The organism is Pontibacter sp. LHS1 (assembly GCF_058932855.1).
The window spans coordinates 103253-116073 of record NZ_JBZYWF010000009.1; the positions used below are offsets into that span (position 1 = coordinate 103253).

General features: G+C 47.0%; 8 protein-coding genes. 4 read left to right on the forward strand and 4 right to left on the reverse strand.

The window, feature by feature from the left end; genetic code table 11:
• Position 1 precedes the first annotated feature (1 nt).
• From mnmH to AC5FXQ_RS16690, 4 genes are all read left to right on the forward strand, one after another.
• Positions 2 to 1030: a tRNA 2-selenouridine(34) synthase MnmH gene (mnmH, locus tag AC5FXQ_RS16675; protein WP_493603549.1), complete on the forward strand. Its 1029-nt coding sequence runs from the start codon at positions 2 to 4 to the stop codon at positions 1028 to 1030.
• 4 nt (positions 1031 to 1034) lie between these two features.
• Entirely contained in the window at positions 1035 to 2090 is a 1056-nt protein-coding gene (selD, locus tag AC5FXQ_RS16680) for a selenide, water dikinase SelD (RefSeq protein WP_493603550.1), read from the forward strand.
• 57 nt (positions 2091 to 2147) lie between these two features.
• Complete coding sequence (locus AC5FXQ_RS16685; RefSeq protein ID WP_493603551.1) at positions 2148 to 2918, forward strand: alpha/beta fold hydrolase; 771 nt, start codon at positions 2148 to 2150, stop codon at positions 2916 to 2918.
• A gap of 131 nt (positions 2919 to 3049) precedes the next feature.
• The gene (locus tag AC5FXQ_RS16690) at positions 3050 to 3766 is read left to right on the forward strand and encodes an SAM-dependent methyltransferase (RefSeq protein ID WP_493603552.1); all 717 of its coding nucleotides are present in this window, start codon (positions 3050 to 3052) and stop codon (positions 3764 to 3766) included.
• Between the two features lie 69 nt (positions 3767 to 3835).
• On the opposite strand, the gene AC5FXQ_RS16695 is transcribed toward AC5FXQ_RS16690, so the two are convergent.
• The 4 genes from AC5FXQ_RS16695 to AC5FXQ_RS16710 form a co-directional block, all read right to left on the reverse strand.
• Positions 3836 to 4867, reverse strand: a complete 1032-nt coding sequence (locus tag AC5FXQ_RS16695) for a DUF4249 domain-containing protein (protein WP_493603553.1) — start codon at positions 4865 to 4867, stop codon at positions 3836 to 3838.
• A 5-nt stretch (positions 4868 to 4872) separates the two neighbouring features.
• A complete protein-coding gene (locus AC5FXQ_RS16700; RefSeq protein WP_493603600.1) occupies positions 4873 to 7230 on the reverse strand; it encodes a TonB-dependent receptor in 2358 nt (785 codons plus the stop codon).
• Between the two features lie 172 nt (positions 7231 to 7402).
• On the reverse strand, positions 7403 to 8842 hold the full coding sequence (locus AC5FXQ_RS16705; protein WP_493603554.1) for a SusD/RagB family nutrient-binding outer membrane lipoprotein: 1440 nt from the start codon (positions 8840 to 8842) through the stop codon (positions 7403 to 7405).
• A gap of 11 nt (positions 8843 to 8853) precedes the next feature.
• Positions 8854 to 12066, reverse strand: a complete 3213-nt coding sequence (locus AC5FXQ_RS16710; protein WP_493603555.1) for a SusC/RagA family TonB-linked outer membrane protein — start codon at positions 12064 to 12066, stop codon at positions 8854 to 8856.
• Positions 12067 to 12821: the final 755 nt, after the last annotated feature.

Consider the following 12821-nt stretch of genomic DNA (forward strand, 5'->3'; position numbering starts at 1 on the left):
CGTGATCAACAGCATCACCATAGAAGAGTTTCTGCAGAAAGCGAAGCAGTTGCCCGTGCTGGATGCCCGCGCACCCAAAGAGTTTGCGATTGGGCGTATACCACATGCATTGAGCTTCCCTATTTTTTCGGATGAAGAGCGGGCTAAAGTAGGTACTGCTTACAAACAGCAGGGGCATGATCCGGCTGTGCTGATCGGACTCGACCTGTTCGGCCCCAAGATGTCAAAGCTTGTGAGGGAGGCTGAAAAGATCGCTCCAAGCAGAGGACTCCTGGTGCACTGCTGGCGCGGCGGTATGCGCAGCGGAGCCATGGCCTGGCTACTCGACTTTGCCGGGTTTCAGGTATACCTGTTGCAGGGAGGCTACAAGGCTTACCGCCACTACATGCACGAGCAGTTTGAGCGTGAGCGGCCACTGCTTGTTATCAGCGGCAACACCGGCAGCGGCAAAACCGACCTCCTCCCATACCTGCGACAGCACGGTCAGCAAACGATCGATCTTGAGGGACTGGCTAGTCACAAAGGTTCTTCTTTTGGAAGCATCGGTATGGCGCCGCAACCCAGCACCGAGCACTTTGAGAACCTGCTGGGTATGGCCATGCTCGAGCTGGATGATCAGCAACCGCTTTGGCTGGAAGACGAAAGCATCAGCATCGGCAAGGTACAGATGCCCAAGCCACTTTTCGATCGTATGCAGCAGTCGCCCACCATTGTGCTGAAAGTGCCCAAGACGCTGCGTATACAAAAACTGGCCGAAGAGTACTGCCGCACTGATCCTGCCCTGTTGGAGTCCGCGATTCTGAGAATAAAAAAACGATTGGGAGGATTGGCCACGAAAGAGGCCCTCGAATCCATCTCGGCTGGTGACATGGAGAAAATGGTTGATATTGCCCTCACCTATTACGACAAAGCCTATACCTACGAACTAGCCAAAAAGCAGGAGGTGCTACGGCTGCCTTTGGAAACTTTGAACCCGGAAGAGAACGCCCAGCGCCTGATTGAATTTGCAAAACAGCATCAGCTGATCTAATACCATGGAAGAAACCAACGTACAAGACATAAAACTCACCCAGTACAGCCACGGTGCTGGCTGTGGCTGCAAGATATCCCCTAAAGTGCTCGACAAGATCCTGCACACCAACATCCACTACCCGGAAAACGGCAAACTTCTGGTAGGCAACAGCTCCCGAGACGATGCCGCCGTTTACGACATTGGCAATGGCCGCGCCGTGATCAGCACCACCGACTTTTTTATGCCCATCGTGGATGATGCTTATGACTTTGGCCGCATCGCCTCCGCTAACGCCATTTCGGATGTATACGCCATGGGTGGCACGCCTACTATGGCCATTGCCGTGCTGGGCTGGCCCATCGACAAACTGGCGCCCGAGGTAGCCAAGCGCGTGATCGAAGGCAGCCGCAGCATCTGCCACGAAGCAGGTATACCTTTGGCCGGCGGTCACAGCATCGACAGCCCCGAGCCGATCTTTGGTCTGGCCGTAACCGGTATGCTCGACATCCCGAACCTGAAGCGAAACGACACTGCTACGGCCGGCTGTGAGCTATACCTGACCAAGCCGCTTGGTGTAGGCATTCTGACCACTGCTCAAAAGAAAGCCATCCTGAAACCAGAGCACGCGCACCTGGCCCCGCAGCAGATGATGCAGCTTAACAAGATCGGCGCAGACCTGGGACAACTCCAACAAGTAAAAGCCATGACCGACGTGACAGGCTTCGGTCTGCTGGGTCACCTCTCCGAAATGTGTGAAGGCAGTAACCTGACAGCTGAGGTGTACTTCGACAAGGTACCCGTTATAGCGGAGGCTTTGGATTACTTAGCCCAAAAAGCTATACCTGGTGGTACGCACCGCAACTTCGACAGCTACGGTCACAAAATAGCCGAACTCACCCCAGACCAAAAGCACCTGCTCTGTGACCCACAAACCAGCGGAGGACTATTAGTTGCTGTAACCCCAGGCGGACGCGAAGAAGTACTGCAGGTATTTGAGAAGTATGGCTTACAACTTCAGCCGCTCGGTATGCTGAAAGAGCGCGGAAGCGAAGAGAAGCTGATTCGGGTGGTATCATAATCTATTCCCTCCTTCCACCGTAAGCTAAAAACTGACATTGACTGATAACTGAGAAAAATGAAACTACACTACAAGGAAATGGGCCATGGGCAGCCGCTGCTGATTCTGCACGGACTGTTTGGCACATTGGATAACTGGGCAACCCTTGCCAAGCGACTGGCTGAGCATTACAATGTGTTTATGGTAGATCTGCGCAACCACGGTCGTTCTCCGCATAGCGAACAACACGACTACGATGCCATGGCCGAAGATGTGCTGCGCCTGGTGGACGACCTGCAAATACCTACTCCGGCAATCATGGGGCACTCCATGGGCGGTAAGGTAGCCATGAACTATGCGCTCAAATACCCAACCCGCCTCACCAAACTGATCGTGGTGGATATTGCGCCCAAGGCATACCCGCCGCACCACGACGAGATCATCGATGCACTACAGTCTGTAGACCTAAGCACCGTGACCAGTCGTGGCGATGTAGACAAGCAGCTGTCCAAAACGATTTCGCAGGAGGAGGTCCGCCTGTTCCTGATGAAGAACCTCTACCGCAAGGAAGACAACACCTTCGGCTGGCGCATGAACCTTGACGCTATCGAGAAAAATTACGATAAGATAGCGGCTCCTATCACATCAGATATTCCCTTTAAGAAGCACACACTCTTCATCAAAGGCGGACGCTCGCGCTACATTCTACCCGAAGATATTTATGGCAGCATCGAGCACCTGTTTACGCTCGTAGAGGTGGAGACTATCCCGAATGCCGGCCACTGGGTGCACGCTGAAGCACCGGATGAAGTATACGATTTAGTAACAAGATTTCTGGATACGGACTAAGCATTAGGATCTTCAGGATTGATAGCAAAGCCGCAGCCTACTACTGCGGCTTTGCTATTCAGGAATAAGCTAGCACCAAGTGCAGCTTCTAACAACTCAGCAATACAACAATTTAACCTTACCTTTGCCTCATGAAGAAGACCGGTACACTATACCTGATCCCGACTATACTCGCAGACGACACAGCCGACCAGGTGATATCGCCGCAGGTGAAAGATACGGTACGCAGACTGAACTACTTCATCGTGGAGAACCTCCGTACCGCCCGTCGCTTTGTCAAGAACGTTTGCCCGGAGCTGGTGATCGAGCAACTCAACTTTGTGCAGGTGGATAAGGATGCCACCCCAGCACAGGTACAGGCCTCTTTAAAGCCACTGCTGGAGCAAGGTATAGACGCAGGTATCATCTCAGAAGCAGGCTGCCCAGGTATAGCCGACCCCGGAGCCGAAGTGGCCAAGTATGCGCATCAGAAAGGGATACGGGTAGTGCCTTTTGCCGGACCGTCGGCTATACTGCTCAGCCTAATGGCCAGCGGCTTCAACGGCCAGCGCTTCGCCTTCCATGGCTACCTGCCCATCGAGAAGGGTCCACGACTGCAGGCGCTGCGAAACCTCGAGAAGGAGATGCTACAGCGGGACCAGACGCAGATCTTCATGGAAACGCCCTACCGCAACAACAAGCTGCTCGAGGACCTGGTGCAGACGCTCAGCGGCGGCACACGCCTGTGCATTGCGGCCAATATCACCTCACCTGAGTATGAGCTTATCCAAACCAAAACCATCGCCGAGTGGAAGGGTAAGCTGCCGGATATACATAAGCAGCCGGCTGTGTTTTTGATTTATAAGTGATTAACAGAAAGCACTTTTCAGCAAGAGTTGCCTTTAGGTTAACTTATACCTGAAGTACGACATCAGCAGCTACCAGCCTTCAGGTATACCCAGGGTTGCATTTTTCATTACCTGACAATCGTCGGGGAAGCGGAACGGGGCGATGGGGTAGTCAATATCATTACGTAAAATGGTTACTTGCTTTGAACTTACGCCTGATACATCAAAAAAACCGATTACCTGCTCATTAGTATTGTTAACACTGCTTATGTTTCCTTTTACTTCAGCAGGCGGAGGATCAAACACGGTACCTGTGGCCAGTTTTTGTTGCTCCAGAATACGAAAAAAATTATAAGCTTCTTCGCTAATAGCATGCTGATACAGCGTCAGCTTGTTCTTTACCCCCAAATATTTCTCAAAAGGCATAAAGAGGACATTCTGACGAAGCACCTTCTTTCCATTGGTCAGGCGATCGTCTATCACTTTAAGTTGCTCCAGCTTTTCTTCCAGAAAGCATTGTACGCAACAATCTTTGGGAGCGGGCAACCCGGTGAAGGGATGAATGTAATCCTGGGGTTGAGTTCTTACCTCGTATTGGGTAGCGAAAGTCCAACGCAAGAAATTCTTCTCTTCTGCCGGATCGGTGTAATCTACAAGTACATTATACCCCGGAAGTAATTGCTTTTCACGTTCTCCAGGAAAGGCGAACGTCTGCTCAGCTATCTCAAACTGGACAGAGTCTATCGCGATCGGTTCTCTCATGACCACTGGCTTCGACTGGTAAAGTTGGTCACCTACCGTGATGTTGAGTGTATAGGTATGCCCGGGAACTCCTATCGCTTCGCCAGTACCAGATGGGTAATAATACCCCGCTTTATCATACGAAAACACGTGCCATTCCCCTTCATCACTTGTTACTGTTACAATTGCCTTTTCTTCAAACTCATTATATGGGGAGGAGTGTGGCTGAGAATAACTCAGCCGTACGTAATTCAAACTGGCTTCATTTGTAAAGTAGCCTTCTACTACCAAGTGCTTTCTTTGGGTGTTCAGGTCCGTATCAACTGGGTCGATGCAGCCTATGAGAAGCAGCAGAAAAAATGGCAACAACCTCCTTAGCATACGTATTAAAATTTAACATTAAAATTGAGGGAAGGTATAGGAGCACCTATCACTGCCAGTTTATATGCCCCCGGCGCCTCTCCATAGTAGTGCTGATACAGCATAGAATATGCGTTCTTTCTGCCATAAAGATTGTAAATAGAGAAGCTGCCACTGTATTCTACCTTACCTCGTTTGAAAATTTCACGATTCAGTGACACATCCAGGCGATGATAGTCGGGCATCCGTTGCTGATTTCGGCCAGAGTAGTTGGCAAAGATCTGCCCTTGGTACCAATACCAGGAATCCGCTGCAGTAACAGGTCTACCGGTTGTATAAGTAAAGTTTGCCGTCACTTTCCATTTGGGCCAGAGATGATAATCGGTAAAAATGTTTAGGTTGATCGGTTTGTCGTAATTGGATGGATAAGCTTTCCCTCCATTGATGGTTTCTGCTTCGGTTTTGCCCACGATCGTTCTAAAAGACCTTGAGTAAGTCAGGCTGACCCATCCTGTAAGTCGTCCCTGATTCTTTTTCAACATCCATTCAGAGCCGTAGGCATTCCCATCTCCGAATAACAGATCGGATTCGAGCGTGGGGTTAAGTAGCAGGGTTGCCCCATCTTTATAATCTATCTGATTGTAAAGCTTTTTATAATACACCTCCCAACTGAAGTCATACCAGTCCTCCGAATCTGTGTAGAAGTACCCTAAAGCCACTTGGTCTGCTACCTGAGGCTCTATGTAAGTGTTTGAAAGTTTCCAGACGTCCACCGGAGTGATTGCGGCAGTATTTGAGATAATCTGAATGTACTGTCTGGTTCTACTATAGCCTGCCTTAAAAGATGCTTTGTCAGTTAAAGAGTACTTGAAAGATGCACGGGGCTCAAGCCCAAAGTAAGTTTGCACCACCTCCCCCGAACTATACGAAAGCGTATCAATAATATTCACATCACCTCTAGGCAATCCTTCTGCATAAACATAGGTGTCAGAAGGCCCTATTTTAGCAAACTGAGAGAAACGCAAGCCCACTGACATCGATAGCCTATCCGTAAGTGTCACTTCATCATTTATATAGACGGATGATTCGTATCCTTTATCGCTTTCCAGTTGGCGCGGATTAAGGCTAGAGCTGCCGTACGGCACTAAGTCACCTGGTTGAATGACGTAGACAGATGCATCGCCCCCAAAGTCAAGTTGATGTTTATTAAGTCCGAAATAACCAAAATCAAGCTTCAGCTGTGTCAGGTCTATACCTGAGTTAAGCGCAAACTCTTCCCCAACAGCAATGCCTTCAACTTTATTTGTATAGTGGCTTTTAACTACTGTGGCTATAACTGTAAAGTTATTGTTGAAAAGGTGGCTCCACTTAAGCGTTCCCAGCGTGTTTTTCCATTGGTAAGTCGTATCATTTGGAAACTTGAAGCCGTCGGCACTGTGGTAACCAGAGAAACTGATGGTGTTCTTTGCGTTCAGCTTGTACTTAAATTTCAGATTGCCGTCATAGAAATGCCCGGAGCTGTTCTTGATATTCCTATTGGGGAAGAGCTTCATGATGTAGCCTGGGAACGCTCCTCTAACAGCAGCCAGGAACGTGAGTTTATCTGACAGCGGCCCATCCATACTAAACTTACCAGAGATAGGAGACACTCCGATCTCGTATTTCATTTTTTCCTCGTTCCCATCCCGCAGGCTCACGTCTAAAATAGACGAAATTCTACCTCCATACCTGGCAGATATACCGCTGCGATGCAACTCATAGCTCTTGAGGATGTCAGGATTATAGACAGAATAGAAGCCAAACAAATGGTTGGCATTAAACAGCGGGGCACCGTCCATCAGCACAAGGTTTTGGTCAGCACTGCCGCCACGCACAAAAAAGCCCGATGTTCCTTCGCCAGCATTCACGACCCCGGGCAATGCTGAAACACTCCGCAACACATCAGCCTCTCCCAATAGCTTCGGCATGCGTGTCAGCATCTTCTGATCGATGAACGAGCTGCCCATATGCGTGCTATTCACATCTGTAACAGGCCTGCTCGTAATTTCTACCTCTTTTAGTTTGAAGTTGGCTCGTGTCAGCGTTAACTCAATCTCTTTATCATCGGCTATTGTAACTGTTTCCTGGAGCGGTGCCATCCCGATATACTGACAGGAAAGTTCATAACTACCTTTCTCCAACCGTACGGAAAAGCGTCCCTGTTTATCAGTGACTACTCCTTTGCCTCCTGGTGTAATAACTAAAAAAGCTCCCTCTAATCTTTCTCCCCAGGTTCCCTTCACTGTACCTGATAGCTTGTACTGCCTGGGATTTGCAGATTGGGCCCATGCATCAAAAGTGAAGACCATCAGTAAGAGGAGAATTACAACTGATTTCCGGGGCATATGGAGCGAAATATTGTTCAATTACTTTTTTAAATATACAAAGTTTAGACATTCAAATACCACTAGCTCTGAAAGCTTTTACAAAAAGAAAAGGTCTCCGGATTCCGAAGACCTTTGCTAATGAAGAAGACTACTACCTAGTATTCTTAAAACTCAAATTAATAAATCATTCCTACTGAACATCCCAGAACAGGCGGGTTGAACTTGCATCACCACCTATCGCTGACGCAGCTGCAGCATTGTTACCTGGGTTAAGCGTTTGCTCATTAACAGGGTAAATCAATCTTGTAGGTACGGTCAGGCCTTCCACTGGAGGAAGGAGCGTTGGAGCATCTAATCTTCTCCAGGTTACCCACGCGTCGTATCCTCGGTTATAAAGCGCGATCCACGCCTGAGTTCCTATCTTCTGCTTCCAGTCGCCAGGAGCAGTCATGTAGTTCACACTTGGCTGCGCCAGGTATGCTGCAGCCTGAGCTGCAGTGCCACCCCAGTAAGTAATTGAGGCTGTAACTCCTGCATTGTAATGCTCCATAGCAGTACCACCTACATTAAAACCTCTTTCTACTGCTTCTGCTAAAAGGAACTCTACTTCAGCGTAATCAAGCAACAAGGCTTCGAACGTTGGGTCAGCAACCTTAGCACTTACAGTCGAGAAATCGGTGAAGGTATTAGGGAAGCCATACTCGCCACCTACAAACTGACCATTAACCTGAGAGAAGTAAAATTCTCTTCTTGGGTCATTACGCTCGTTCATGGCGTCTACTAAAGTATTTGCAGCAACGTAATCTTCACGAGTTGAAAGTGGACCTTTAACGTTAGAAGAAATCGGGTTGTTGTTTGGTGGTGCAGACAGGTACTCAAATGCCGCGTTTTCGGCATTACTGGATATCACACCTCCTGCATCTGCTGCAGTTGCTGATTCGACTAACGACCTTGCTCTAGCATTGTCAACATCAGCTATTACCATACCTAGCTTCAACTTAAGAGAGTTACCAAACTTAAGCCATCTCTCCATGTTGCCCCCGTAAAGGATATCACCGCTTCCACCAAACCCAGCAGCTGCAGGATCAAGCTGTGCTACTGCAGCTTCAAGACGAGTTAAAATGTCATTATAAACAGTCTGTGCATCGTCATAAACAGGCAGTGCGTTCTGTGGGTTAAGGGCCTCAGTGTAGGGAACATCACCAAAGGTATTTACCAGTACAGACCAGGTATACACTTCCATGATCTCTATTTGAGCCAGCTGGTTTTGCTTAACGCCAGCAGCAAGCGTCTGGTCCTCGTTCACTATCCTTTTGGCTTCATTCAGATCCACCAACACATCACGATATAAGGCTGTCCACATGTTCTGAGGAATCAGACGGGAGGTCATGTTATATCTTGGCTCATCCAAATACTGGGTGGAGGTCCAGTGCTGTACGTAAAAACGGTAGTTGTTTGTGTTAACATTTGGTGTTGTTAGCACATCCGACAGGTTCTTGGTTGCACCTGTAAACAGGGTAACAGCCGGAACATTGGTCGCTCGCTTCTGGTCAATATTAAAATCATCCAGATCATCTACGCATGATGCCAAGAACACCAGCGAGAATAAGCATATAATAAGTTTCTTCATTTTCTGAGATTTTAGAAATTTAATTTAACGTTGAAGCCGTAAGTCCTAGCAGCTGGGTAAGCACCAGACTGGTATCCTCTGCCAGCGTTACCTGAGCTTAGACCTTCTTCAGGATCCGAGTACTCCATGTTCTTGTGAATAATCCATAAGTTACGGCCGATCAACTGAAGATCAACACCCTTAATGAAGCCCAAGTTCCCGATAACTGTTTCAGGTAAAGCATAAGAAAGAGCTACTTCTCTTAACTTAACGAAGCTACCATCAAACACATACATTGCGCGTGGAGCACCAACATAGTTATCAGCTGCATAGCCGTAAGGAGTCATACCGTCACCATCCTGGTTCTCAGCATAGATGTCGTTAGGAGTACCGTCTTCTTTAACACCTGGCAGCAATACACCACCACCTTCTGCAACTGGATCACGAGTAGGGTTGCCCTTATCGTTCAAGCCTGCAGTGTGGGCATACAAACCAGTTGCTTCACCATACCACTGGTCAAGAGAGAACACATCTCCACCCTTGCGAACGTCGATTAGGAACCCTAATGACAAGCCTTTAAACGTTACAGTGTTGTTGAAACCACCAGTCCAGTCAGGATTCGGATTACCAATGATAAGGTCTGCTCTGTCTGACAACAAGTAGTATCCATTTGCTCCAACTGTTTTCTGACCATTCGTATAAACAAAGTCGTTACCACGAATAACACCATATGGCTGACCAATAGCAGCATTCAGAGAAACACCACCCTGGAAGGAAGCAAGTGTCAAGTTCTCCACATCTTCGTACAGGCTCAGAACTTTGTTTCTGTTACGCGCGAAGTTGAAGTTCATAGTCCAGGTGAAGTCTCCTGTCTGAATCGGAGTTACAAAAGCAGCAACCTCAAAACCTTTGTTTTCTACCTCACCAGCATTAACATAACGGTTTGTAAAACCTGACGCAGCAGTCTGGCTAACTGGCATAATTTGGTCAATTTGGTTCTCCTTGTACACGGTTAAGTCGAAACCGAACAGGTTATTGAAGAATTCAGCCTCTATACCACCTTCAAAGCTTTTCTTTCTTTCAGGTTTCAAATCAGGGTTGTTCTTCGTGCTTGGAAGCGAGAAGATCGGAGTTGATCCAAAACCGGTTGGCTTGTCGTACACATCAAAGATACTCAAAGGAGGGGCATCGTTACCCACTTCTGCATAGTTAACTCTTACCTTACCATGTGATAACCAAGAAGTCTGCACTAGGTTAGAGAACAGTACGTTAACACCAGCAGCTGGATAAAAGTAAGAGTTATCACCTTCTGGAAGTGTGGTAGATTTATCCTGACGTGCTGAAAGCTCTACAAAATAAGTGTCTCTGAAACCAAAGTTCGCGTTAGCGAAAATACCGTCAACACCTCTGCGACTGAAGGTCTCAGTTGGAGGGTTTACCGGGCTCGCTGAGTTGGAGATAGAGTACAGCCTTGGAACAACCAGACCACCGTTTGTTGCTGCAAAGATAGAGCTCGAACGGTCTCTGCGAAGGTTAGTACCTAACAAACCAGTAAAACTCAACTCTTCAGAGATATCTTTATTGAAATTCAACATCAGATCGAAGTTAGTTTCATTAAAGTCTCTATTGAATCTAGAGTAGCTACTCAGGCCGGCACTACCAACAGCTACGCGCTCTTCCTGGAAGTCAGTAGTTGTGTTGAAAGCTGCTCTACCCAATGCACTCATCCAATCGGTGATTTTATAATTAATAGTTGCATAACCATAGAAGTTATCTCTGGAATCGTTTGAGTAGTTCTCGTATTGGGTCCAGTATGGGTTGTCAGAGTAGATCGGGCCTGTATTCGAGCTGTTCCAGTTCCAGGTAATGTTCTGTCTGTTTCTGAAGTAAGCATCTTTTTGCTCTTCCAAATCCACGTTTGTTTGCCACCACTGGCGGAACTGCTGGTTAGGGTTGTTACCGCTATAACCAGTACCATATCTACCCATGCCCACTGTGCGAGTATAGTTACCTGAAGCAGAGACCGTTAATCTATCAGTTGCTTCGTAAGAAGCATTGAAGTTTAACATGTCCTTGTCTATAGTGGAGTTAGGCAGGTTACCTTTGATATCGTTACGGGTGTAACCTAAGTTAAAGGTTGTCTTATCGCCGCCGCCACTAACTACTACACTCTGGTTAGAGTTAACTCCGGTTTCGAAAAATGAAGTTGGGTCGTTTTCAGCAGCTACCCAAGGTCTTGTTCTCCCAAAGTTTGGATGGAGCGGATCGATCGCATCCCACTGGTAAACCTGTAAGTTTGGATCAAATCTGGGGCCGTAGGAAGCATCATCCTGGAATCTTACTACCGGTGCTACACCACTACCTAAATCCCGAGCTGTACGAAAGCCCTGAAAATAACCGCCACCGTACTCTTTCTGGTATTTCACATAGGTGCTTTTATCGATAGTACTCCATGTAACACCACTGTTAACGGCTATATTAAGGCTGTTCTTCGCGCCTTTTTTGGTAGTAATCATGATAACCCCGTTTGCTGCGCGCGAGCCATAAAGTGCTGTTGCTGCCGCACCTTTCAGTACGTTAACAGACTCGATGTTATCAGGGTTAAGGTCAGCTGCTGCATTACCATAGTCAGCACCGCCACGACCGGTAGCCTGGTTGGAGCCATTGTTATTGGCATTACTTACAGGAACACCATCAATCACGAAAAGCGCCTGGTTGTTACCAGTAAGTGAAGAATAACCACGGATAATAACATTTGTAGAACCACCCATTGTGTTGTTAGTTCTGATATCCAGACCAGCAACTTTACCCGAAAGAGAGTTTACTACGTTTTCATTTCTTGCACGGGTGATTTGGTCGCCGCTAACTTCCTGAGCTGAATAGGCAAGCTCGTTTCTGTTACGCTCGATGCCGAGGGCTGTTACCACTACCTCACCTAACTGGCGAGTATCCGTTCCTAAGGACACGTTTATGGTAGCTTCGTTACCAATTGGACGCTCAACGGTTTGATAACCGATAAAACGGAATATGAGTGTGTTGCTACCTTCCGGCACATTTACAGTGTAGGTACCGTCTGACCCTGTGGCAGTACCCACTGTGGTTCCTTTCACCAAGACTGTAACTCCTGGCAGCGGTTGATTAGTAGAAGCGTCTGTCACCGTACCGGTGATCGCCCTGACTTGTGCCATGGCCTCGTGGATCAAGGCTGACATAAGTAACAGGCATAGCATTAAAATTTTTTTCATTGCGCTGTTTGTTTAGGTAAGTATTAAATCAAAATAGTTAAGGTGTTATTTTTCAATTCACCGGATCACGGCAGTAGTTCGTTAGTTCTGTGTTAAATATGAGTAAAGGCTTGCTCTATATAGTGATCACCTCCTTCTGTCTGTTTCCTTTGCTCCTGATATTGGATAATGAAGATGCTACCGTTAGCAAGGACTTCTGTAACCAGTATTATTAGAATTGCTGACACCAACCTCCTCAGGGAACAGATAATCATCCTCAACAAATAACTGTATCAGACACCGAGAAAGTTGGCTGAGTTAAATTATTTATCAAAATAAGGATACAGCCATTGCTAGAGCAGACAATAAAGTCTGCGCATAACAGGCTAATAGCCTTAACAGCAGGCTACGCTACTTCGAAAAATGCTTAGGAGGCCGCTAGTTTGGTTGAAATAGGTAAGCGGCAGTGGGGTAAAAATGACTCTGAGAGTAGTAGAAGTCTTTTCATTGTTTTATTTGTTTAAGGTGAGAGATGTTCAATTATAAAGAATGTTTTCGGCTTTCACAAATATTTAATGTGTTTTTTGATCTCAAAAACTAATTCTGACCATCTATCCGGTGCCTTCTGGGTACTTCCTGCCTCAGCAGATTTCGAGTAAAAACGGTAAAAGCTCCTCTTTATACGAGAAAGCGTTAGAAAGGATAAATTTATTCAATATTATAGCAGAAAAATCAAATTTATAAAACATAAGATGTACAAAATCAAGATCTTAGGT

What these genes read in the sequence shown, in the direction of transcription:
- selD (WP_493603550.1), top strand. Translation starts at nt 1,035, where the DNA reads ATGGAAGAAACCAACGTACAAGACATAAAACTCACCCAGTACAGCCAC.
- AC5FXQ_RS16710 (WP_493603555.1), bottom strand. Translation starts at nt 12,066, where the DNA reads ATGAAAAAAATTTTAATGCTATGCCTGTTACTTATGTCAGCCTTGATC.
- AC5FXQ_RS16705 (WP_493603554.1), bottom strand. Translation starts at nt 8,842, where the DNA reads ATGAAGAAACTTATTATATGCTTATTCTCGCTGGTGTTCTTGGCATCA.
- AC5FXQ_RS16695 (WP_493603553.1), bottom strand. Translation starts at nt 4,867, where the DNA reads ATGCTAAGGAGGTTGTTGCCATTTTTTCTGCTGCTTCTCATAGGCTGC.
- AC5FXQ_RS16685 (WP_493603551.1), top strand. Translation starts at nt 2,148, where the DNA reads ATGAAACTACACTACAAGGAAATGGGCCATGGGCAGCCGCTGCTGATT.
- AC5FXQ_RS16690 (WP_493603552.1), top strand. Translation starts at nt 3,050, where the DNA reads ATGAAGAAGACCGGTACACTATACCTGATCCCGACTATACTCGCAGAC.
- AC5FXQ_RS16700 (WP_493603600.1), bottom strand. Translation starts at nt 7,230, where the DNA reads ATGCCCCGGAAATCAGTTGTAATTCTCCTCTTACTGATGGTCTTCACT.